Here is a 20956-nt window from a genome sequence, read left to right as displayed (position 1 = left end):
TCCCCCGATCGTGTGGTGTTACGCGGAGGGGTGGGCGTCCAGGAAGGTCTCCGCGCCGGCCAGGTCGTCGGTGTTGAGGTAGTCGACGCCGGCGGAGAGCAGTTCCGTCCACAGGGCGTCGCGGGCCGGGCCCGCGGCGTCCGGGGTGGCCCAGAACCGCACCCGCTGCCCGTGCGCGTGCGCGGCGGCGGTGATGCCACGCAGCTTCTGCCGCTCGGCGTCGGGGAACGCGCCTGCCCCCGTCCAGGTGAAGTTCTGGGTCCAGTTGTCGCTGATCAGCGAGATGAAGGAGGCGGGGGCGGTGCTGCCGAGGTCGGTGAGCCGGCCGTCGTAGAAGGCCCGCCGCTCTTCCTGTGCCGCCATGGGGATCCGGGCGGCACGGTCGCCGGAGATGACGGCGGTGACGGGTCCGCGGTGCACACGGCCGCGGTCGTACCGGGTGAACAGGTGTGGGTAGCGGCGCAGATGGCGGTCGAGTTCGAGGTAGGTCGAGGAGCCCTCGGTCTTGATGTCGATGAGGAGCTGCAGCGGCCTGCGCCAACCCCGGTACACCGAGCCGTGGTTGGCCTTCACGAGCGCGGCCAGCGGGTCGAGGTAGAGGGATTCGAGGGTGCGGGACGGGTCCAGCTCGGAGGTGTCGTGACCGATGAGAAGCTGGTCGCCGACGAGGAAGATGTCGCCCTCGACGCTGTTGAAGCGGTGGCCGAGCGCGTCGAACAGGGGATGCGGGTGCTCGTAGTCGTTGTGGGCGTGGGCGTTCCACAGCGGGTGCGGACCCCGCTGGGAACCGCCCGCCCAGGCCTGTGCCGCGGGCAGCGCGACCGCGCCGGCGAGGGCGGCGCCGAGGGTGCCGAGGGCTCTGCGTCGGGTGGTGAGGGCCATGCTCTGCCTCCCTTGAGGTGCCGGATGGGACCGGGGAGAGTATGCGTGCACTCTCCACTCAACGGAGGCTGTCTCGCGGGGAGTTGGCGCGTTGTTCACCTCCGCGGAGCAGGCACGTGAAGAAGCCCGCCCCAGACGGGGCGGGCTTCGCTCGGGTGACGTCAGGGTGTCTGGAGGTCGACCAGCCCGGCCAGCGCCTCCCGGTGCACGCCCGCCGTGCCGTAGGCGATCGAGTCCGCCTTGGCCCGCTTCAGATACAGGTGGGCCGGGTGCTCCCAGGTCATGCCGATACCGGCGTGCAGCTGCACGGCCTCTTCCGTGGCGTGGACGGCGACGGGAGCCGCGTATGCCTGGGCGACGGCGACGGAGATCTCCGCGTCCTCGCCGGAGGCGAGCGCGTCGGCGGCGGCGCGCGCGGCCGCCCGGAGGTTGACCGTCTCCAGCCACAGCTGGGCGAGCCGGTGCTTGAGCGCCTGGAAGCCGCCGACCGGCCGGTTGAACTGCTTGCGCTCCTTCAGGTAGCGGACCGTCTCGGTCAACGCCCAGTCGGCGACGCCCAGTTGTTCGGAGGCGAGCAGTCCGGCGGCAGCGCGCAGGGCCCGTCGTACGGCCGGTTCGGCGTCGCCGACACGGCGGCCGGGGGCACCCTCCAGCCGTACGGTCGCCAGCGGGCGGGTCAGGTCGAAGGAGACCTGCGGGGTGACGGTCGCCGCGTCGGCGGTGACGGCGTACAGGCCGCCGTCGTCGGCCGGGACGAGCAGCACGTCGGCCACGGCCGCGTCGGCGATGCCGGTCAACTCGCCGTGCAGGACGCCGCTTTCGAGCCGCACGGCCGTGAAGGCGGCGCTCGGTGCCGTGTGCAGTCCGACGGCGAGGGCGCCGATGGTGCGCCCCGAGGCCAGGCGGCCCAGCAGTTCCTCGTCGCCGCAGGCCAGCAGGGCCTCGGTGGCCACGACGGCACTGGTGAGGTAGGGCACGGGGGCGACCGCGCGGCCCAACTCCTCCAGGACGACGGCCACTTCCCGATGCGAGGCGCCCTGGCCGCCCTGTGCCTCGGGCACCAGAAGGCCGGCCAGACCCATGCCGTCGGCGAGCTGCTTCCACAGGGCGAGGTCGTGCGGGGTGTCCGACTCGACGCGGCCGAGGACGTCGGCCGGGGCGCAGTGGTCCGTGAGCAGGTCCCGTACGGCGGCCCGCAGCGCCTCTTCCTCCTCGGAGTAGAGAAGATCGGTCATCGGGCGAGGTCCTTCCAGGCGACGTCCTTGTCGGTTCGCGGCTCGGCGGGCAGGCCGAGGACGCGCTCGGCGACGATGTTCAGCAGGACCTCGCTGGTCCCGCCCTCGATGCTGTTGCCCTTGGCGCGCAGATAGCGGTAGCCGGCGTCCCGGCCGGTGAAGTCGACCAGTTCGGGGCGGCGCATGGTCCAGTCGTCGTACAACAGGCCTTCCTCGCCCCGCAGTTCGACCTCCAGGCCGCTGATCTCCTGGTTGAGGCGGGCGAAGGCGAGCTTCATGCCGGCGCCCTCGGGGCCGGGCTGTCCGGCGACGAGCTGCTGGCGCAGGCGCTCGGCGGTGAGGCGCGAGACCTCGGCCTCGACCCACAGCTTCAGCAGGCGCTGGTGGAGGTCGTGGGTGCGCAGCTCGGGACGCTCGCGCCAGGTCTTCGCGACCGGGCCGATCATGCCGCCCTCGCGGGGCAGCCGCATGCCGCCGATGGCCACGCGCTCGTTGTTGAGGGTGGTCTGGGCGACCCGCCAGCCGTCGCCGATCTCGCCGAGGCGGCGGGAGTCGGGGATGCGGACGTCGGTGAGGAAGACCTCGTTGAACTCGGCCTCGCCGGTGATCTGGCGCAGTGGCCGGACGTCGACGCCCGGGTCGGTCATGTCGCACAGGAAGTACGTGATGCCCGCGTGCTTGGGCACGGCCGGGTCGGTGCGGGCGATGAGGATGGCCCAGCGGGCGTTGTGCGCGCCGGACGTCCACACCTTCTGCCCGTTGACGACCCAGGTGTCGCCTTCCCGGACGGCCCGGGTGCCGAGCGCGGCGAGGTCGGAGCCGGCGCCGGGCTCGCTGAACAGCTGGCACCAGACCTCCTCCCCCGTCCACAGCGGCCGCAGAAAGCGCTGCTTCTGCTCCTCGGTGCCGTACTTGAGGATGGTCGGGGCAGCCATGCCGAGCCCGATGCCGTTGCGGCGCGCGTCGTTGTCGGGGGCGCCGGCGGCCTCCAGCTCGGCGTCCACGACGACCTGGAGGTGGCGGGGGGCGCCCAGTCCGCCGAGGCCCTCCGGGTAGTGCACCCAGGCGAGACCGGCGTCGAAGCGGGCCCGCAGGAACTCCAGCCGGTCGGTGCTCGCGGGCGGGTTCTGGTCGAGCAACTCGCGTGTACGGCGGACCAGTTCGTCGGCGTCGGTCATGCTGCTCCCTCCATCACCACGGCGATCCGGCCGGTGGACCGGCCGTCCGCCACCTTCTGCACGGCCCGGGCGGCCTCGATCAGCGGTACCCGCTCGCTCACCAGGGGCTTGATCGCGCCCCGGGCGGCCAGGTCGGTCAGTTCCTCGTGGCAGTGCGGGATGAGCTTCGGGTTCTTGGTCGCGTACAGGCCCCAGTGCAGGCCGAGGATCGAGTAGTTCTTCACCAGGGCGTGGTTGAGGCCGGGGCTCGGGATGGTGCCGCTGGCGAAGCCGACGACGACGATCCGGCCCTCGAAGGCGACCAGCTTGGCGGACTGGGCGTAGGCCTCGCCGCCGACGGGGTCGTAGATGACGTCGGCGCCGCGGCCGCCGGTGGCCTCCTTCACGGCCGCGATCACGTCCTCGCTGCGGCGGTCGACGACCACGTCACAGCCCAGCTCACGGGCGACGGCGGCCTTGTCCGCGCCGCCGACGACACCGATCACGGTGGCTCCGGCCGCCTTGCCGAGCTGGACGGCGGCGCTGCCGACACCACCCGCGGCGGCGTGCACGAGCAGGGTCTCCCCGGCCTCGATGTGTGCCCGGCGGTGCAGGCCGAACCAGCCCGTCTGGTAGCCGATGTGCAGCGCGGCGGCCTCGGCGTCGTCCAGCGACTCGGGCGCGGGCAGCAGGGCGCGGGCGTCGGCGAGGGCGTACTCGGCGAAACCGCCGTACGGCAGCGCGGGGTTGGCGATCACCCGGCGGCCGTCCTCGGTCTCGCCGCAGATCTCCACGCCGGGCGTGAACGGCAGCGGGGGGCGGACCTGGTACTGGCCCCGGCACAGCAGGGCGTCCGGGAAGTTGATGTTGGCGGCGCGCACCCGCAGCAGCACCTGGCCGTCGCCGGGCGTGGGCGGGTCCACCTCCGCGAGGCGCATCACCTCACTCGGCTCGCCGTTCTCGTGCACTTGCCATGCCTGCATGCGGGGCCTCCACGGGACTGCTTCGTCTGACCGGGTCCGACGGCATACTAAGCGGTCGCTTGCCGATCAGGGAACAGTCGCCCGCGAGGGAACTGCGTCACTTCCGGGACGTCGGCCGGGCCCGTACGTGCATCCGCTCCCCCTGGGGCCCGAACAGGCTGAGGAACTCCACCGGCCCCTCCCCCGTCGACCCGAACCAGTGCGGCACGCGCGTGTCGAACTCGGCGGCCTCCCCCGCCGCCAGCACCACGTCGTGCTCGCCGAGGACCAGCCGGAGCCGGCCCGAGAGCACGTACAGCCACTCGTAACCCTCGTGGGTGCGCGGGTCGGGCTCCTGCTTGCGCTGCGGTTCGAGCACCTTGAAGGCCTGCAGGCCGCCGGGCTGGCGGGTCAGCGGCCAGTGGGTGCGCCCGCCGCGCACGATCGGCTTGGCCCGCACCCTCGGATCCCCCACCGGCGGCGCGCCGACCAGTTCGTCCAGCGGCACCTGATGCGCCTGGGCGATCGGCAGCAGCAGCTCCAGGCTGGGCTTGCGCAGGCCGGACTCCAGCCGGGACAGCGTGCTCACGGAGATCCCGGTCGCCTCCGACAGCGCGGCCAGGGTCACCTCCCGCTCCTTGCGGATGCGGCGCAGCCGGGCGCCCACCTCCGCCAGTACGTCGTCAGTGCTCATGCCTCTATTGCAGAAACGGCAAATACATTTGTCAATACCGCGGCGATCGAGCCACGGTCGCGACATGACCGAGAACAACAGGTACGCGTACGAAGTGGTCGTCGTCGGAGGCGGAGCCGCCGGGCTGTCCGCCGCACTGGTCCTCGGCCGGGCCCGGCGCCGCACCCTGGTCGTCGACGCCGGCGAGCCGCGCAACGCGCCGAGCGCCCACATGCAGGGCTATCTGTCCCGCGACGGCATGTCCCCGGCCGAGTTCCTGGCGGCCGGCCGTGCGGAGATCGCCCGGTACGGCGTGGAGCTGGTCCGGGACCGGGTGGTGGACGCGGCCCGGGACGGGAAAGGCTTCACGGCGCGGCTCGCCGGTGGCCGGACGGTACGGGCGCGTCAGCTGGTGATCGCCACCGGCCTGACGGACGAACTGCCCGAGGTCCCGGGGCTGGCCGACCGATTCGGCCGGGACGTGGTGCACTGCCCGTACTGCCACGGCTGGGAGGTCCGCGACCTGCCGACCGGCGTGCTCGCGACCTCGCCGCTGAGTGTGCACCAGGCGCTGATGGTGACCCAGTGGACGAAGGACGTGCGGTTCTTCCTGCACCAGGTGAGCGAGTCGGAGCTGACGGACGGCGATCTGCGCCGGCTGGCCGCCGCCGGGGTCGCGATCGTGCCCGGCGAGGTGGCGGGACTCGTCGTCACCGGCGACCGGCTCACGGGGGTCCGGCTGGCGGACGGCACGGTCCACGACCGCGAAGTGCTCTACACCGCCCCGCGCGCCGTACCCCGCAACGACCTCCTCGTGCGGCTGGGCGCCGAGCTGCGCGAGACCCCGTTCGGCAGCTACCCGGTGATCGACGAACGCGGACTGACGACCGTGCCCGGCCTCTGGGCGGCGGGCAACGCGAGCGGCTTCGCCGAACAGGTGATCAACGCGGCCAGCCGCGGGTACCGGGCGGGGGCGGCGATCAACGGGGAGCTGCTGATGGCGGACCTCGACGAGGCGGTCAGCGTGTAACGGCGCGGGTACAGCGCCCCGAAGGGGCGCGGGCCGTGTCTGACATGCGGCTACCGCCGCGTGGGCGTGACCGGCCACGATGACGCCGCAGACGAACGCCGACACACCGCGGCCCGCCCGGCGGAGCGCAACCGCGGCGATCAACGGGGAGCTGCTGATGGCGGACCTCGGTGCACGGGCCGAGGTGTAGCCGTCCGGTCCCTGGTGGACCATGGCTCCATGCTGTTTGCCCGGCTCGCCCAGGTGTCCCGGGACGTCGCCGCGGCGGCGGCCCGGTCCCGTAAGACGGAGTTGCTCGCGGAGCTGTTCCGGGACGCGGCGGCGGACGACGTGCCGATCGTCATCCCGTATCTGGCCGGACGGCTGCCGCAGGGGCGGATCGGTGTCGGCTGGAGGGTGCTGAGCCGCGCCGTGCCGCCGGCCGCCGGGCCCGCCCTCACCGTCCAGGAGGTCGACGCCCTGCTCACCGAGCTGGGCGCGGTCTCCGGGCCGGGCGCGCAGGCGGAGCGGACCCGGATCGTCGGCGCGCTGATGGGTGCGGCCACCGAGGAGGAGCAGCGCTTTCTGCGCGGGCTGCTCACCGGCGAGGTCCGGCAGGGCGCGCTGGACGCGGTCGCGGTGGAGGGCCTCGCCCGGGCCACCGGCGCGGACCCGGCCCGCGTGCGGCGGGCGGTGATGCTCGCCGGTTCGCTGCAGACGGTCGCCCGGGCGCTGCTCGCCGAGGGGCCGGGGGCGCTGGAGCGGTTCGGGCTCACCGTCGGCCGGCCGGTGCTGCCGATGCTGGCGCAGAGCGCGTCCTCGGTCGCCGAGGCGGTGCGCAAGCTGGGCGCCTGCGCGGTGGAGGAGAAGCTGGACGGCATCCGGGTGCAGGTCCACCGGGACGGCGACGCGGTCCGCGTGCACACCCGCACCCTGGACGACATCACCGACCGGATGCCCGAAGTGACCGCCATTGCACGGGAGTTGGCGGCTGATCAGTTCGTCCTGGACGGCGAGGTGATCTCCTTCGGCGCGGACGGCCGCCCGCGCTCCTTCCAGGAGACCGCGGGCCGGGTCGGGTCGCGCACGGACGTGGCGAAGGCGGCGGGCCAGGTCCCGGTCTCCCCCGTCTTCTTCGACGTCCTGGCCGTCGCCGGCCGCGATCTGCTGGACCTGCCGTTCGCCGAGCGGCACGCGGAGCTGGCGCGGCTGGTGCCCGAGCCGATGCGGGTGCGTCGTACGGTGGCGCGGGGACCGAAGGACATCGCGGAGGCGGAACGCTTCCTCGCCGAGACGCTGGCCCGCGGGCACGAGGGCGTGATGGTGAAGGCGCTGGCCGCTCCCTACAGCGCGGGCCGGCGCGGCGCCGCGTGGCTGAAGGTCAAGCCCGTGCACACCCTCGACCTGGTGGTGCTGGCCGCCGAGTGGGGCCACGGCCGCCGCACCGGCAAGCTCTCCAACCTCCACCTGGGCGCCCGCACCGCCGACGGCGGCTTCGCCATGCTGGGCAAGACCTTCAAGGGCATGACCGACGTGATGCTCGCCTGGCAGACGAAGCGGCTGCGGGAGCTGGCCGTCGAGGACGACGGCTGGGTGGTCCGGGTCCGCCCCGAACTCGTCGTGGAGATCGCGTACGACGGCCTGCAGCGCTCCTCCCGCTACCCGGCCGGCGTCACCCTGCGCTTCGCCCGCGTGGTCCGCTACCGCGAGGACAAACGGCCCGAGGAGGCCGATACGGTGGAGGCCCTGCTGGCGGCCCACCCGGAGGTCACACCGTGACGGCGCGTGCGACGAAGCGCAGCGCGGGACTGCTGGTGTTCCGGCACACCGACGAGGGACTTCAGGTGCTGCTGGGCCATATGGGTGGCCCGCTGTGGGCGAAGAAGGACGCGGGGGCGTGGACGGTCCCCAAGGGCGAGTACGCACCCGACGAGCCCGCCTTGGAGGCGGCCCGGCGCGAGTTCCGGGAGGAGCTGGGGCTGGCACCGCCCGACGGGGAGGCCGTACCGCTGGGCGACGTCGTGCAGCGGGGCGGAAAGATCGTCACGGCGTGGGCGGTGGCGGCGGACCTGGACCTGTCGGGTTTCGACCCCGGCAGCTTCACCATGGAGTGGCCGCCGAGGTCCGGCCGGGTGCAGGAGTTCCCCGAGCTGGACCGGGTGGCGTGGCTGGGCCTCGACCGGGCCCGGGAGCTGATCATCAGCGCGCAGGCGGCGTTTCTCGACCGGCTGGCGGAGCACTCGGGCTGAGGAGGCGCTCACGCGTTGCGGACAGCACGCCCGCGCGCGAAGGTCGAGACAAGCCCGCTCCCAGGGAGGTCAGCCATGCCCATCGCGACGGTGAACCCGGCGAACGGCGAGACGCTCAAGACGTACGAGCCCATGGGCGAGGAGGAGCTTCAGCGCCGGCTCCAGCTCGCCGAGGCCACGTTCCGCACGTACCGGACGACCACGTTCGCCGAGCGGGCCCGCCTGATGGACAAGGCCGCCGATCTGCTGGACGAGGACCAGCCGGAGATCGCCCGGACCATGACCCTGGAGATGGGCAAGCCGGTCAGGCAGGCACGCGCGGAGGCCGCGAAGTGCGCGAAGGCGATGCGCTGGTACGCCGGGCACGCCGAGGCCCTGCTGGCCGACGAGGAGCCCGCCGCCTCGGACGCCGAGGACTCCGGGGCGTCCCGGGTCCGGGTGCGCTACCGGCCACTCGGACCGGTGCTCGCGGTCATGCCGTGGAACTTCCCGCTCTGGCAGGTCGTACGGTTCGCGGCGCCCGCGCTGATGGCGGGCAACGTGGGCCTGCTCAAACACGCCTCCAACGTGCCCCAGACGGCCCTGTACCTGGAGGACCTGTTCCACCGGGCGGGCTTCACGGAGGGCTGCTTCCAGACGCTGCTGATCGGGGCGGGCGCGGTGGACGACATCCTGCGCGACGAGCGGGTGAAGGCGGCCACCCTGACGGGCAGTGAGCCCGCGGGCCGGGCGGTCGCCTCCACGGCCGGTGAGATGGTCAAGAAGACGGTGCTGGAGCTCGGCGGCAGCGACCCGTACATCGTGCTGCCCTCCGCCGACGTGGACCGGGCCGCCGAGGTCGCCGTCACCGCGCGCGTGCAGAACAACGGGCAGTCGTGTATCGCCGCGAAGCGGTTCATCGTGCACACGGACGTGTACGACGCCTTCGCCGAGAGGTTCGTCGCGGGCATGAAGGCGCTCAAGGTCGGCGACCCGCTGGAGGAGGACACCGAGGTCGGGCCGCTCTCCTCCGAGCAGGGGCGCGCCGATCTGGAGGAACTGGTCGACGACGCCCGGCGCGGCGGGGCCGAGGTGCTGTGCGGGGGGCAGCGGCCGGACGGGCCGGGCTGGTACTACCCGCCGACCGTGCTCGCCGGCATCCACCGGGACATGCGCATCCACCGGGAGGAGGCGTTCGGCCCGGTGGCCACGCTGTACCGGGCCGGTGACCTGGACGAGGCGCTGCTCATCGCCAACGACTCGCCGTTCGGGCTGAGTTCCAACGTGTGGACGCGGGACGAGCACGAGGTGGCGCGGTTCGCCCGCGATCTGGAGGCCGGTTCGGTGTTCGTCAACGGGATGACCGCCTCCCACCCGGCGTTCCCGTTCGGCGGTGTCAAGCGCTCGGGGTACGGCCGTGAGCTGTCCGGGCACGGAATCCGGGAGTTCTGCAACATCACCACCGTTTGGCAGGGGCTGTGAGCGCTGCGGGGCTACCATCCCATTTGTGAACCGCGAAGTGACTCTGCCTCTGATCGTCGACGACCGCGGGACCTTGCAGGTGGCTGCCGCCGATGTGAGCAGGTTGCTGCGGACCGTGGGCGGGCGGTGGCTGCGGCTTGTGGAGGCCGGGGAGCAGGGGCTGGACGAGGACACGGTCGCCGCGCTCACCATCGAGCTGGCCAAGCTCGCGGATCGTATCGACGTGGCGTGCATCGCGCACAGCAGTGGGACGCCGTAGGGGATTTCGACCCCGTACCGGGTGCAGGTGCGCTGTGACTCGTCGCGGCCACGCTCAGGGCTGCCCAGAACCTGCACCGCCGATCGCTGCCCGCACCGACGCCGTCCGTCGGCCGTCAGGTCGGAACCGCGTCCGTCGAGGGCCCGGCGGCCGGCCGGGATCACCCTGTCCGTCGCGCTGTTCTCCCCCGCGCGACGTGCGGCTTCTTCTCCGACCCCGACAGGGTGTCCCCGGTCTGGAGTAGTCCGGCGAGAGATCGCCGCCCTGACGGGTGATCGTGGGTGGACCACCTCCTGAGGTGAACCACCTTCTGACCGGCGGGCGAAGGCCTTCCGGACGGCGAAAGCAGGCACGGTTCATGGCGACTTTGTGCAGACCGGCGGTGTCGGTTCCGGAACACGTGATCACGATGGAGGAGACGCTGGAGCTGGCGCGCTCCCGCCACGCGGATCATCCACAACTGCCGCTCGCGCTACGGCTGATCGCGAACACGGGCGTCAAGACCCGGCACATCGTGCAGCCCATCGAGGAGACCCTCAAGCACCCCGGCTTCGAGGAGCGCAACAAGCTCTACGAGGCCGAGGCGAAGGCCCGGGTCCCCGCGGTGATCCAGCGGGCGCTCGACGACGCGGAACTCCTCACCACCGACATCGACGTGATCATCTACGTCTCGTGCACGGGCTTCATGATGCCCTCGCTCACGGCGTGGCTGATCAACGAAATGGACTTCGACCCCACCACACGACAGCTGCCCATAGCCCAGCTGGGCTGCGCGGCCGGCGGCGCGGCGATCAACCGCGCCCACGACTTCTGCTCGGCCTACCCCGACAGCAACGCGCTCATCGTGGCCTGCGAGTTCTGCTCGCTGTGCTACCAGCCCACCGACCTGGGCGTCGGCTCGCTGCTCTCCAACGGCCTGTTCGGTGACGGCATAGCCGCCGCCGTGGTCCGCGGCACGGGCGGCACCGGCATCGAGCTGGAGCGCAACGGCTCGTACCTGATCCCGAAGACCGAAGAGTGGATCATGTACGACGTCCGTGCGACCGGCTTCCACTTCCTGCTCGACAAGCGGGTGCCGGCCACCATGGAGCCGCTCGCCCCGGCGCTGCAGGACCTCGCGGGCCTGCACGGCTGGGACGCGTCCGACCTGGACTTCTACATCGTCCACGCGGGCGGGCCGCGCATCCTCGACGACCTGAGCAAGTTCCTCCAGGTCGACCCGCACGCGTTCCGGTTCAGCCGGGCCACCCTCACCGAGTACGGCAACATCGCCTCCGGCGTCGTGCTGGACGCGCTGCGCCGGATGTTCGACGAGGGCGGCGCCGAGCACCGGGCACGCGGGCTGCTCGCCGGGTTCGGACCCGGCATCACCGCGGAAATGGCGCTGGGCCGCTGGCGCGGCTCCGACCGAGAAACGGCATGAGTACGGCATGACGGAAGAGACGCTCACCGAGACCCTGCCCCCGATCCGGCACTGGCCGGCGCTCGATCTGACCGGGACGGACTTCGACCCGGTGCTGAGAGAGCTGATGAGCGAGGGACCGGTCACCCGCATCCAGTTGCCCAACGGCGAGGGCTGGGCGTGGCTGGTGACCCGGTACGACGACGTACGCATGGTGACCAACGACGCCCGCTTCAGCCGCGAGGCCGTCATGGACAAGCCGGTCACCCGGCTGGCCCCGCACTTCATCCCGGACCCGGGAGCGGTCGGCTTCCTCGACCCGCCCGACCACACCCGGCTGCGCCGCTCGGTGGCGCCCGCGTTCACCACCAAGGGCGTGGAGCGGGTCCGGGAGAAGGCCCGGGCCATGCTGGACGAGCTGATCGACGAACTCCTCCAGGACGGCCCGCCGGCCGATCTCACGGCCACGATCCTCAGCCCGTTCCCGATCGCGGTGATCTGCGAGATGATGGGCGTCCCGGCCGCCGACCGGCACGTCATGCACACCTGGACGCAGCTCATCCTGTCCTCCTCGAACGGCAAGGAGGTCAGCGAGAAGGCCAAGCGGGAGATGGCCGCCTACTTCTCCGACCTGATCGGGCTGCGCGAGAACAGCACGGGCGAGGATGTCACCTCGCTGCTCGGCGCCGCGGTCGGCCGGGGTGAGATCACCCTGGAGGAGGCGGTCGGGCTGGCCGGGCTGCTCCAGATCGGCGGCGAGGCGGTCACCAACAACAGCGGCCAGATGTTCTATCTGCTGCTGACCCGCCCCGACCTGGTGGACCGGCTGCGCGCGGAGCCGGAGATCCGCCCGAAGGCGATCGACGAGCTCCTGCGCTGGATCCCGCACCGCAACGCGGTCGGCCTGTCCCGCATCGCCCTGGTGGACGTGGAGATCCGGGGCGTGCGGATCCGCGCGGGCGACGCGGTGTACAACTCCTACCTGGCCGCCAACCGCGACCCGGACGTCTTCCCCGACCCGGAGACGATCGACTTCTCGCGCAGTCCCAACCCCCATGTCTCCTTCGGTTTCGGCCCGCACTTCTGCCCCGGCAACATGCTGGCCCGGCTGGAGGAGGAACTCATGGTGGACGCCCTGCTGGACCGGATTCCGGGCCTCAGACTGGCCGTCCCGCCGGAGCAGGTGCCCTTCAAGAAGGGCGCGCTGATCCGGGGTCCCGAGGCCGTACCGGTGACCTGGTGAGCGGGCGATGACCGGGACCGAGGGACTCCTCGTACCGCCGGGCCACGGCCGTGTCGTCGAGACACCGGCCCAGCGGGTGACGTTCAAGGTCACCGGCATGCACTCGCGGATGGCCTCCACCTTCGAGGTGGAGGTCCCGCCGGGTTTCGACGTGGGTGCGCATGTGCACACGCGCAGCGAGGAGCTGTTCTACGTCCTGGAGGGCGAGCTCGACGTCCTCGCCTTCGAGCCGCTCGTCCGCACACCCGACAACTGGCAGAAGTGGCAGTCGAGTTCGGGCAACAGGGTGGTCCGGGCGACCCAGGGTACGGTGATCGTCGTACCGCCCGGTTGCCCCCATGCGTTCGCGAACCCGACGGACACGCCGGCGAAGATGTTCTTCCAGGCGAGTCCGCCGCCGGATCACGAACGCTACTTCGAGGAGCTGCTGGAGATCCTGGGGAACGGGGGCCCGCCGGACCAGGAGGCGATCGAGGCGCTGCGGGCCACGTACGACATCGAGCAGCTGACGCCGCTCAAGCACCGTTAGCGCAGAGGCATGCCCGAGAGGGTGCGGGCGATGACCAGGCGCTGGATCTCACTCGTGCCCTCGAAGATGGTGTAGATGGCCGCGTCCCGGTGCATGCGCTCGACGGGGTATTCACGGGTGTAACCGTTGCCGCCGAGGATCTGGATGGCCTGGGCGGTGACCTTCTTGGCCGTCTCGCTGGCGAACAGCTTCGACATGGAGCCCTCGGCGGCGGTGAACGGCTTGCCGTTGACCGCCATCCAGGAGGCGCGCCAGACCAGCAGCCGGGCCGCGTCGATCTGGGTCCGCATGTCGGCGAGCTGGAAGGCGACGCCCTGGTTGTCGATGATCGGCCGGCCGAACTGCTCGCGGGTCTTCGCGTAGTCCAGGGCGACCTCGTACGCGGCGCGCGCCGTGCCGACCGCCATCGCGCCGACGGCCGGGCGGGACGCCTCGAACGTCGCCATCGCCGCGTTCTTCACACGCTCCCCTCCGCCGGCCTTCGCCCTCTCGCGGGCGCGGGCGAGGCGCTCGTCCAGCTTCTCCTTGCCGCCGAGCAGGCAGGAGCCGGGGACCCGGACGTTGTCGAGGATGACCTCGGCGGTGTGCGAGGCGCGGATGCCGTGCTTCTTGAACTTCTGGCCCTGCGCGAGACCGGGGGTGCCCGGCGGGACGATGAAGGAGGCGTGGCCCTTGGAGCCCAGCTCCGGGTCGACGACGGCGACGACGACATGGACGTTGGCAATGCCACCGTTGGTCGCCCAGGTCTTCGTGCCGTTGATCACCCACTCGTCCTTCGTCTCGTCGTACACGGCACGCGTGCGCATGGAGGCGACGTCGGAACCGGCGTCGGGCTCGGAGGAGCAGAACGCGGCGACCTTGACATCGTTCTGGTCGCCGTACATCTGCGGGATCCAGGTGCCGATCTGCTCCTCGGTTCCGTTGGCGAGCACGCCCACGGCGGCGAGGCCCGTGCCCACAATGGAGAGGGCGATGCCCGCGTCGCCCCAGAACAGCTCCTCCATCGCCATCGGGATACCGAGCCCGGTGGGGTCGAAGTACTGCTGCGCGTAGAAGTCGAGGGAGTAGATGCCCACCTTCGCGGCCTCCTGGATGACCGGCCAGGGAGTCTCCTCGCGCTCGTCCCACTCGGCGGCCGCGGGGCGGATCACGTCGGCGGCGAAGCCATGGAGCCAGTCCCGGACTTCCCTTTGTTCGTCGTTCAGCTCCATGGTGAACTCGGCCATGTCCCCTCCAGCGGCGGCAGTGCGATGTTACTAGCGGTAACCCGAGTCTGTTACCCACGGGTAGGAAAAGTCAACCGGCGATGACGCCTCGGCATCCCGTTCGATGTCAGGGGCACAGTCAGTGTTAGTTTGCGCAGGCGTCACCGAATCAGCACGGGTGGGGAGAAGACATGGACACCACACAGCGGACCGAGCAGCAGCGGTCCGCCGACCGCCGACGGCGCGAGCTGCTGGAGGCCGCGGACCGGGTGGTGCTCCGGGACGGCCCGCAGGCGTCGATGAACGCGATCGCGGCCGAGGCCGGGATCACCAAGCCGATCCTGTACCGCCACTTCGGCGACAAGGGCGGGCTGTACGCGGCCCTCGCCAAGCGGCACACGGACGCGCTGCTCGCTTCCCTGCGGGCGGCGCTGGACGCTCCCGCGGACCGGCGCGAGCGGGTCGAGTCCACGCTGGACACCTACCTCGCCGCGATCGAGGCGCGTCCTCAGGTGTACCGGTTCCTGATGCACCCGGCGGAGGGCAGCACGGGCGGCGACCAGGGCTTCGACGTCGGCAAGCACTCCGCTCCGCTGCTGCGGCGGATGGGCGAGGAGCTGGCCCAGGTCATCGAGGAGCGGGTGGACCTCGGTCCGGACAGCCAGCAGCTCGCGCGGGTGTGGGGGCACGGGATCGTCGGGATGATGCACGCGGCCGGGGACTGGTGGTTGGGGGAACGGCCCTGCGCCCGGGCCGAGTTGGTGCGGTCTTTGGCGGACCTGCTGTGGGGCCGTCTGGCGGCGGCCGGGGACAGGATCGGCGGTCCCGGGTTCTAGGCGGTCAGGCCTGCCCGCTCCAGGAAGCCCGGGAGATCTGCCGCAGCAGTCTGCGCTTGCGCCACCCCGTCACCTGATCCGCGTACACCCGGCCCTCCAGGTGGTCGCACTCGTGCTGCAGGCACCGCGCGAAGAACCCCGTGCCGTGCACGGTGACCGGCTCCCCCGTCGCCGTGACACCCTCGACCACCGCGTGGTCATACCGCTGCGTCCCCGCCTCCAGCCCCGGCAGGGACAGGCAGCCCTCGGGGCCGCGGATCACGACACCGTCCGTCTCCACCAGGCGGGGGTTCACGATGTGACCCAGGTGACGTACGTCATCGTCGTCGGGGCAGTCGTACACGAACACCCGCAGCGGCACTCCCACCTGATTCGCCGCCAGACCGACCCCCTGCGCCGCGTACATCGTGGCGAACAGATCCTCCACGAGGTCCGCCAGCTCGGCGCCGAATTCGGTGACTTCCCGGCATTGCTCGCGCAGCGCCGCGTCGCCGAGCAGGGTGAGGGGCCGGACTCGCCCGCGGGCGCCCGGAATGGAACCGTGTCGCATGGCCGCAAGGGTACGGTTCGTTCGACCCACGCCCTCGCCCAGGTGTGGGCGCGATTCGGGTGTGCGAAGGGATCTCGATAGGCTGAGGTCCACACCACGCTGCCGGATGGCCCCAGGCGCGGCGCGTACGCAAGGAGGATCGAGAACTGATGGCAGGCAACTCGGACCCGCTCACGCCGCGGGCCAAGCTGGCCGTGACCGCGGGCAAGGCGGTCGCTGCGGCATCGCGCGCCGCGGGACGCGGCAGCGGGTCGGTGATCGGTGGCCGGGTCGCGCTGAGACTCGACCCCGACCTGCTCGCCCGGCTCGCCCAGAACCTGGACGTCGTCCTGGTCTCCGCCACCAACGGCAAGACCACGACGACCCGGCTGATCGCCGAGGCACTGCGCGCCGCCGGCCCGGTCGTGTCCAACGCGCTCGGCGCCAACATGCCGGCCGGCATCACCTCCGCGCTCGCGGGCGGCTCGGACGCGAAGTTCGCGGTCATCGAGGTCGACGAGAAGTACCTGGCCGGGGTGGCCCGGGACACCGACCCGAAGTGCATCGCCCTGCTCAACCTCTCCCGCGACCAGCTCGACCGCGCCGCCGAGACCCGGATGCTCGCCGAGAACTGGCGCGAGGGCCTCGCCGGCTCCAAGGCCGTCGTCGTCGCCAACTGCGACGACCCGCTGGTGGTGTGGGCCGCCTCCTCCTCCCCGAACGTGGTCTGGGTCGCCGCCGGGCAGATGTGGAAGGACGACGCCTGGTCCTGCCCGTCCTGCGGTGGCGTGATGCAGCGCCCCGGCGACGACTGGTACTGCGGCGAGTGCGGGTTCCGCCGGCCCCAGCCGACCTGGGCGCTGTCCGGGGACCACGTCCTCGACCCGCACGGCTCCGCGTGGCCGATCCATCTGCAGCTCCCGGGGCGCGCCAACAAGGCGAACGCGGCCAGCTCCGCCGCCGTGGCCGCCGTCTTCGGGGTGCCGCCGCAGGTCGCCCTGGAGCGGATGTACCAGGTGCAGGCCGTGGCCGGCCGCTACGACGTCGTGCAGTTCCTGAACCGTGATCTGCGGCTGCTGCTGGCCAAGAACCCGGCCGGCTGGCTGGAGACGTTCTCCCTGATCGACCAGCCGCCCGCGCCGGTCATCCTCTCCGTGAACGCCCGCGGGGCCGACGGCACCGACACCTCCTGGCTGTGGGACGTCGACTACACCCGGCTCACCGGCCACCCGATCTTCGTGATCGGCGATCGCAAGCTGGACCTCGCCGTCCGTCTGGAGGTCGCGAACCAGCACTTCCAGGTCTGCGACACCCTCGACCAGGCCGTGCAGATGTGCCCGCCCGGCCGGATCGAGGTCATCGCGAACTACACCGCTTTCCAGGACCTGCGCCGCCGCGTCGGCAACTGATCTTCTGATCCTCGAAGGGCGATCACCTCATGAGCGACAACCAACTGCGGCTGGTGTGGGTCTACCCGGACCTGCTGAGCACCTACGGCGACCAGGGCAACGCGCTCGTCGTGGAGCGCCGGGCCCGGCAGCGCGGCCTGGACGTGGCCCGCCTGGACGTGCGCAGCGACCAGCCGATCCCGACCTCCGGCGACATCTACCTGATCGGCGGCGGCGAGGACCGCCCGCAGCGGCTCGCGGCCGAGCGGCTGCGCCGGGACGGACATCTGTACCAGGCCGTGCAGAACGGCGCGATCGTCTTCTCGGTGTGCGCCGGCTACCAGATCCTCGGCCACGAGTTCATCAACGACCTCGGCCAGCGCGAGCCGGGCCTCGGTCTGCTCGACGTGGTGTCGGTGCGCGGCGAGGGCGAGCGGTGCGTCGGTGACGTGCTCGCCGACATCGACCCGCAGCTCGGCCTGCCCCAGCTGACCGGCTTCGAGAACCACCAGGGTGTCACCCACGTCGGCCCGAACGCCCGCCCGTTCGCCCGGGTGCAGATCGGCAAGGGCAACGGCACCGGGGACGGCACGGAGGGCGCGTACAACGGGACCGTCTTCGGTACGTACATGCACGGCCCGGTCCTCGCCCGCAACCCGCTGATCGCCGACCTGCTGCTGAAGCTGGCGCTCGACGTCAACGCGCTGCCGCCGATCGACGACCGCTGGTACGAGGCTCTGCGGGGCGAGCGCATCGCGGCCGCTCAGCAGCCTGCGTAAGGCTCCTTCCAGGGACACTGGAGGGCCTTTCCAGCGCCTGTCGGCACGATGGTTCCGAGCCCGCCTGACGGACCGTCCGCTCATATGCGCGGGCGCGTCCAGCAGGCGGACGCCTGCTACGGAGCGACCCCCTCACGCCGGTAGGGTGGCCGGGAATCCGCCGGACAACGTGGTCCGGTCACCCGGCCCACGTTGAGAAGGTATTTCGGGCTATGCGCATTGGTGTCCTCACGTCCGGCGGCGACTGCCCCGGCCTGAACGCCGTCATCCGGTCCGTCGTGCACCGTGCCGTCGCCGACCACGGCGACGAGGTCATCGGTTTCCGGGACGGCTGGAAAGGCCTCCTGGAGTGCGACTATCTGAAGCTCGACCTCGATGCCGTGGGCGGCATCCTGGCACGCGGCGGCACCATCCTCGGCTCCTCCCGGGTCCGCCCGGAGCACTTGCGCGACGGGGTGGAGCGGGCCAAGGGCCATGTCCAGGAGCTCGGCCTGGACGCGATCATCCCGATCGGCGGTGAGGGCACGCTGAAGGCGGCCCGGCTGCTGTCGGACAACGGGCTGCCGATCGTGGGCGTGCCCAAGACCATCGACAACGACATCGCCGTCACCGATGTCACCTTCGGCTTCGACACGGCCGTGACCGTGGCGACGGAGGCCCTGGACCGGCTGAAGACCACCGCCGAGTCGCACCAGCGGGTGCTGATCGTGGAGGTCATGGGCCGGCACACCGGCTGGATCGCGCTGCACTCCGGCATGGCGGCCGGCGCCCACGCCGTCGTCGTACCGGAACGGCCCTTCGACATCGAGGAGTTGACGAAGAAGGTCGGCGAGCGGTTCGCGGCGGGCAAGCGGTTCGCCATCGTGGTCGCAGCCGAGGGCGCCAAGCCGAAGACCGGCACGATGGAGTTCGACGAGGGCGGCAAGGACATCTACGGCCACGAGCGCTTCGCCGGCATCGCCCGGCAGCTGTCGATCGAGCTGGAGCAGCGGCTCGGCAAGGAGGCGCGGCCGGTCATCCTCGGGCACGTCCAGCGGGGCGGCACGCCGACCGCGTACGACCGGGTCCTCGCCACGCGCTTCGGCTGGCACGCGGTGGAGGCCGTGCACCGGGGCGAGTTCGGCCGGATGACGGCGCTGCGCGGGACCGACATCGTGATGGTGTCGCTGGCGGAGGCCGTGGAGACGCTGAAGACCGTTCCGGTGGAGCGGTACGACGAGGCGGAGTGCGTGCTGTAGTTCGCCTGCGGACAACCTGCCCCCGGTCACGGCCGTGACCGGGGGCAGTTCTACTCTGGGGGCGGACAACTCGCACAACCCCCACGAAACAGGAGCCGCCGGATGGATCACAGCGGGCACGGCATGATGATGGATCTGCCGCCGTTCACGCTGGGGCGGGGGCTGGAGTGGTCCACCGACCCGTTCTTCCTCATCGCGTGCCTGCTCGGGCTCGGGCTGTACGGATGGGGTGTCGTACGGCTGCGGCGGCGCGGGGACGCGTGGCCGGCCGGCCGTACGGTGTCGTACGCCGTCGGTGTGCTGACCGTCGCGGTGGTGATGTGCACCAAGCTCAACGACTACGGCATGGTCATGTTCAGCGTGCACATGGTGCAGCACATGATCATCAGCATGCTGTCGCCCATCCTGATCCTGCTCGGCGCCCCGGTCACGCTGGCGCTGCGCGCGCTGCCCGTCGCCGGCAAGGGCCGCAAGGGGCCGCGCGAGCTGCTGCTGGCGCTGCTGCACAGCCGCTACATGCGGATCGTCACGCACCCGGCGTTCACGATCCCGATGTTCATCGCGAGCCTGTACGTGCTGTACTTCACCCCGCTGTTCGACTTCCTGATGGGGTCGAAGGCCGGGCACATCGCGATGATGGTGCACTTCTTCGCCGTGGGCATGGTGTTCTTCTGGCCGATCATGGGCGTCGACCCGGGCCCGCACCGGCCCGGGTACGTGATGCGCATGCTGGAGCTGTTCGCGGGCATGCCGTTCCACGCGTTCTTCGGCATCGCGCTGATGATGGCGTCGGCGCCGATGGTGAGCACCTTCGAGCACCCGCCCGCCTCGCTCGGCATCGACGCGCTGTCCGACCAGAACGCCGCGGGCGGTATCGCCTGGGCGTTCAGCGAGGTCCCGTCCGTGCTGGTGCTGATCGCGCTGCTGTTCCAGTGGTATCGCTCCGAGCAGCGGCAGGCCAGGCGCACGGACCGGGCCGCGGACCGGGACGGCGACAAGGAGCTGGAGGCGTACAACGCCTACCTGGCCTCGCTGAACGCGCGCAAGGGCTAGGCGGAGCCATCCCCTCCGGGCGGGATCCGGGGCACCATGGTCGAGGACGGACCATGAGGAGGGTGTCGCGATGCCCGGTTCCACGAACGGTACGAACGGCTCGACGAACGGCTCCACCAGCGGCTCCACCAAGGCGATGGGGGCGCTCACGGTCGGCGGGCTCGTCGCCGTGACCGCCTACACGGTCGCGCTCGGCAGCAACGGCTGGCTGTGGTTCGGCTGGGTGGTGCTGGGTCTGCTGACCCTCGCCATGGTCATCACGCCGTCCTAGGCCGTCTCGCGGCGGGCGTGGCTGATTACAGTGCCCGCATGAACAGCAGGACCGCCTCCTTCGACGATCTCGACCGCAAGATCATCACCGCGCTGATGGCGAACGCCCGGACCAGCTTCGCCGAGATCGGCGCGGACGTAGGGCTGTCGTCCACCGCCGTCAAACGACGCGTGGACCGGCTGCGCGAGACCGGGGTGATCACCGGGTTCACGGCCACGGTCAAGCCGTCGGCGCTGGGCTGGCGCACGGAGGCGTACGTCGAGGTGTACTGCGAGGGCGCGGCCCCGCCCCGGCGGCTCGCGGAGGTCGTACGGAACCATCCGGAGATCACGGCGGCCATGACGGTCACCGGCGGCGCGGACGCGCTGCTGCATGTCCGGGCCCGGGACGTGGAGCACTTCGAGGAGGTGCTGGAGCGCATCCGCACCGAGCCGTTCATCCGGAAGACGATCAGCGTGATGGTGCTGTCCCACCTCCTCCCGGAGAGCCCGGAAGCGGGCGCCACCCAGCCGGCCCCGGAATGAGGCGCGCGGAAGTATGCGCAGCACTTGTGCGTGAAGGCGGGCGACGACGCATCGATGCTGCACATGCACGCA

General features: G+C 71.4%; 22 protein-coding genes. 15 read left to right on the top strand and 7 right to left on the bottom strand.

The window, feature by feature from the left end; all coding sequences use genetic code 11:
• Window positions 1-18: 18 nt before the first annotated feature.
• From O1G22_RS35820 to O1G22_RS35800, 5 genes are all read right to left on the bottom strand, one after another.
• Complete coding sequence (locus tag O1G22_RS35820; protein WP_270085090.1) at window positions 19-882, bottom strand: phosphatidylinositol-specific phospholipase C/glycerophosphodiester phosphodiesterase family protein; 864 nt, start codon at window positions 880-882, stop codon at window positions 19-21.
• A 161-nt stretch (window positions 883-1043) separates the two neighbouring features.
• Window positions 1044-2117, bottom strand: coding sequence for an acyl-CoA dehydrogenase family protein (locus tag O1G22_RS35815; protein WP_270085089.1), 1074 nt, complete (start codon window positions 2115-2117; stop codon window positions 1044-1046).
• Window positions 2114-3295 carry an acyl-CoA dehydrogenase family protein gene (locus O1G22_RS35810; protein WP_270085088.1) on the bottom strand — a complete coding sequence of 394 codons (1182 nt, stop codon included), beginning with the start codon at window positions 3293-3295 and terminating at the stop codon, window positions 2114-2116. The genes O1G22_RS35815 and O1G22_RS35810 overlap by 4 nt, the downstream gene beginning before the upstream one ends.
• Window positions 3292-4257 (bottom strand): NADPH:quinone oxidoreductase family protein, encoded by a 966-nt coding sequence (locus tag O1G22_RS35805; RefSeq protein ID WP_270085087.1) that lies wholly within the window; start codon window positions 4255-4257, stop codon window positions 3292-3294. Before O1G22_RS35805 ends, O1G22_RS35810 begins: the two co-directional genes overlap by 4 nt.
• 97 nt (window positions 4258-4354) lie before the next feature.
• Entirely contained in the window at window positions 4355-4930 is a 576-nt protein-coding gene (locus tag O1G22_RS35800; protein WP_270085086.1) for a helix-turn-helix domain-containing protein, read from the bottom strand.
• A gap of 64 nt (window positions 4931-4994) precedes the next feature.
• On the opposite strand from O1G22_RS35800, the gene O1G22_RS35795 reads away from it, so the two are divergent.
• The 8 genes from O1G22_RS35795 to O1G22_RS35760 all read left to right on the top strand — a co-directional run bounded on the left by O1G22_RS35795 (window position 4995) and on the right by O1G22_RS35760 (window position 13061).
• Window positions 4995-5939 carry an NAD(P)/FAD-dependent oxidoreductase gene (locus O1G22_RS35795; protein WP_270085085.1) on the top strand — a complete coding sequence of 315 codons (945 nt, stop codon included), beginning with the start codon at window positions 4995-4997 and terminating at the stop codon, window positions 5937-5939.
• A gap of 219 nt (window positions 5940-6158) precedes the next feature.
• Entirely contained in the window at window positions 6159-7697 is a 1539-nt protein-coding gene (locus O1G22_RS35790; protein ID WP_270085084.1) for an ATP-dependent DNA ligase, read from the top strand.
• Window positions 7694-8167, top strand: a complete 474-nt coding sequence (locus tag O1G22_RS35785) for an NUDIX hydrolase (protein ID WP_270085083.1) — start codon at window positions 7694-7696, stop codon at window positions 8165-8167. The genes O1G22_RS35790 and O1G22_RS35785 overlap by 4 nt, the downstream gene beginning before the upstream one ends.
• 75 nt (window positions 8168-8242) lie before the next feature.
• Window positions 8243-9628, top strand: coding sequence for an NADP-dependent succinic semialdehyde dehydrogenase (locus tag O1G22_RS35780; RefSeq protein ID WP_270085082.1), 1386 nt, complete (start codon window positions 8243-8245; stop codon window positions 9626-9628).
• Between the two features lie 25 nt (window positions 9629-9653).
• Window positions 9654-9887: a DUF6213 family protein gene (locus tag O1G22_RS35775; protein WP_225098918.1), complete on the top strand. Its 234-nt coding sequence runs from the start codon at window positions 9654-9656 to the stop codon at window positions 9885-9887.
• Between the two features lie 310 nt (window positions 9888-10197).
• A complete protein-coding gene (locus O1G22_RS35770) occupies window positions 10198-11310 on the top strand; it encodes a type III polyketide synthase (RefSeq protein ID WP_270086631.1) in 1113 nt (370 codons plus the stop codon).
• 7 nt (window positions 11311-11317) lie between these two features.
• Window positions 11318-12532, top strand: a complete 1215-nt coding sequence (locus tag O1G22_RS35765; protein ID WP_225098916.1) for a cytochrome P450 — start codon at window positions 11318-11320, stop codon at window positions 12530-12532.
• Window positions 12533-12539: 7 nt separating this feature from the next.
• Window positions 12540-13061 (top strand): cupin domain-containing protein, encoded by a 522-nt coding sequence (locus tag O1G22_RS35760; protein ID WP_270085081.1) that lies wholly within the window; start codon window positions 12540-12542, stop codon window positions 13059-13061.
• Here O1G22_RS35760 and O1G22_RS35755 read toward each other — a convergent pair.
• A complete protein-coding gene (locus tag O1G22_RS35755; protein ID WP_270085080.1) occupies window positions 13058-14287 on the bottom strand; it encodes an acyl-CoA dehydrogenase family protein in 1230 nt (409 codons plus the stop codon). The two genes, O1G22_RS35760 and O1G22_RS35755, sit on opposite strands and share 4 nt — an antisense overlap.
• Before the next feature lie 170 nt (window positions 14288-14457).
• Here O1G22_RS35755 and O1G22_RS35750 point away from each other — a divergent pair, with 170 nt between their 5' ends.
• Window positions 14458-15102, top strand: a complete 645-nt coding sequence (locus O1G22_RS35750) for a TetR/AcrR family transcriptional regulator (protein ID WP_270085079.1) — start codon at window positions 14458-14460, stop codon at window positions 15100-15102.
• Window positions 15103-15106: 4 nt separating this feature from the next.
• Here the strand turns inward: O1G22_RS35750 and def are convergent, their stop codons facing one another.
• On the bottom strand, window positions 15107-15652 hold the full coding sequence (gene def, locus O1G22_RS35745) for a peptide deformylase (RefSeq protein WP_270085078.1): 546 nt from the start codon (window positions 15650-15652) through the stop codon (window positions 15107-15109).
• A gap of 149 nt (window positions 15653-15801) precedes the next feature.
• Between def and O1G22_RS35740 the strand changes: the two genes are divergently transcribed.
• The 6 genes from O1G22_RS35740 (at window position 15802) to O1G22_RS35715 (ending at window position 20884) form a co-directional block, all read left to right on the top strand.
• Entirely contained in the window at window positions 15802-17040 is a 1239-nt protein-coding gene (locus tag O1G22_RS35740; RefSeq protein WP_225098911.1) for a MurT ligase domain-containing protein, read from the top strand.
• A gap of 29 nt (window positions 17041-17069) precedes the next feature.
• The gene (locus tag O1G22_RS35735; RefSeq protein ID WP_225098910.1) at window positions 17070-17798 is read left to right on the top strand and encodes a type 1 glutamine amidotransferase; all 729 of its coding nucleotides are present in this window, start codon (window positions 17070-17072) and stop codon (window positions 17796-17798) included.
• Between the two features lie 212 nt (window positions 17799-18010).
• Window positions 18011-19036, top strand: a complete 1026-nt coding sequence (locus tag O1G22_RS35730) for a 6-phosphofructokinase (protein ID WP_225098909.1) — start codon at window positions 18011-18013, stop codon at window positions 19034-19036.
• A gap of 102 nt (window positions 19037-19138) precedes the next feature.
• Entirely contained in the window at window positions 19139-20089 is a 951-nt protein-coding gene (locus O1G22_RS35725; protein ID WP_270085077.1) for a cytochrome c oxidase assembly protein, read from the top strand.
• 70 nt (window positions 20090-20159) lie between these two features.
• Complete coding sequence (locus O1G22_RS35720) at window positions 20160-20360, top strand: hypothetical protein (RefSeq protein WP_270085076.1); 201 nt, start codon at window positions 20160-20162, stop codon at window positions 20358-20360.
• A gap of 38 nt (window positions 20361-20398) precedes the next feature.
• The gene (locus O1G22_RS35715; RefSeq protein WP_225098906.1) at window positions 20399-20884 is read left to right on the top strand and encodes an Lrp/AsnC family transcriptional regulator; all 486 of its coding nucleotides are present in this window, start codon (window positions 20399-20401) and stop codon (window positions 20882-20884) included.
• Window positions 20885-20956: the final 72 nt, after the last annotated feature.

The organism is Streptomyces camelliae, from assembly GCF_027625935.1.
In the GTDB taxonomy this organism is placed as follows: domain Bacteria; phylum Actinomycetota; class Actinomycetes; order Streptomycetales; family Streptomycetaceae; genus Streptomyces; species Streptomyces camelliae.
The sequence above is the reverse complement of the archived record's forward strand: the minus strand, read 5'-3'. Positions and strand labels throughout refer to the sequence as shown.

Excerpts from the sequence above, each read along its gene's own strand:
- O1G22_RS35780 (WP_270085082.1), top strand. The coding sequence starts at position 8,243 with ATGCCCATCGCGACGGTGAACCCGGCGAACGGCGAGACGCTCAAGACG.
- O1G22_RS35805 (WP_270085087.1), bottom strand. The coding sequence starts at position 4,257 with ATGCAGGCATGGCAAGTGCACGAGAACGGCGAGCCGAGTGAGGTGATG.
- O1G22_RS35820 (WP_270085090.1), bottom strand. The coding sequence starts at position 882 with ATGGCCCTCACCACCCGACGCAGAGCCCTCGGCACCCTCGGCGCCGCC.
- O1G22_RS35800 (WP_270085086.1), bottom strand. The coding sequence starts at position 4,930 with ATGAGCACTGACGACGTACTGGCGGAGGTGGGCGCCCGGCTGCGCCGC.
- O1G22_RS35760 (WP_270085081.1), top strand. The coding sequence starts at position 12,540 with ATGACCGGGACCGAGGGACTCCTCGTACCGCCGGGCCACGGCCGTGTC.
- O1G22_RS35715 (WP_225098906.1), top strand. The coding sequence starts at position 20,399 with ATGAACAGCAGGACCGCCTCCTTCGACGATCTCGACCGCAAGATCATC.
- O1G22_RS35730 (WP_225098909.1), top strand. The coding sequence starts at position 18,011 with ATGCGCATTGGTGTCCTCACGTCCGGCGGCGACTGCCCCGGCCTGAAC.
- O1G22_RS35755 (WP_270085080.1), bottom strand. The coding sequence starts at position 14,287 with ATGGCCGAGTTCACCATGGAGCTGAACGACGAACAAAGGGAAGTCCGG.
- O1G22_RS35740 (WP_225098911.1), top strand. The coding sequence starts at position 15,802 with ATGGCAGGCAACTCGGACCCGCTCACGCCGCGGGCCAAGCTGGCCGTG.
- O1G22_RS35735 (WP_225098910.1), top strand. The coding sequence starts at position 17,070 with ATGAGCGACAACCAACTGCGGCTGGTGTGGGTCTACCCGGACCTGCTG.
- O1G22_RS35720 (WP_270085076.1), top strand. The coding sequence starts at position 20,160 with ATGCCCGGTTCCACGAACGGTACGAACGGCTCGACGAACGGCTCCACC.
- O1G22_RS35815 (WP_270085089.1), bottom strand. The coding sequence starts at position 2,117 with ATGACCGATCTTCTCTACTCCGAGGAGGAAGAGGCGCTGCGGGCCGCC.
- O1G22_RS35795 (WP_270085085.1), top strand. The coding sequence starts at position 4,995 with ATGACCGAGAACAACAGGTACGCGTACGAAGTGGTCGTCGTCGGAGGC.
- O1G22_RS35765 (WP_225098916.1), top strand. The coding sequence starts at position 11,318 with ATGACGGAAGAGACGCTCACCGAGACCCTGCCCCCGATCCGGCACTGG.
- O1G22_RS35790 (WP_270085084.1), top strand. The coding sequence starts at position 6,159 with ATGCTGTTTGCCCGGCTCGCCCAGGTGTCCCGGGACGTCGCCGCGGCG.
- O1G22_RS35810 (WP_270085088.1), bottom strand. The coding sequence starts at position 3,295 with ATGACCGACGCCGACGAACTGGTCCGCCGTACACGCGAGTTGCTCGAC.
- def (WP_270085078.1), bottom strand. The coding sequence starts at position 15,652 with ATGCGACACGGTTCCATTCCGGGCGCCCGCGGGCGAGTCCGGCCCCTC.
- O1G22_RS35725 (WP_270085077.1), top strand. The coding sequence starts at position 19,139 with ATGGATCACAGCGGGCACGGCATGATGATGGATCTGCCGCCGTTCACG.
- O1G22_RS35750 (WP_270085079.1), top strand. The coding sequence starts at position 14,458 with ATGGACACCACACAGCGGACCGAGCAGCAGCGGTCCGCCGACCGCCGA.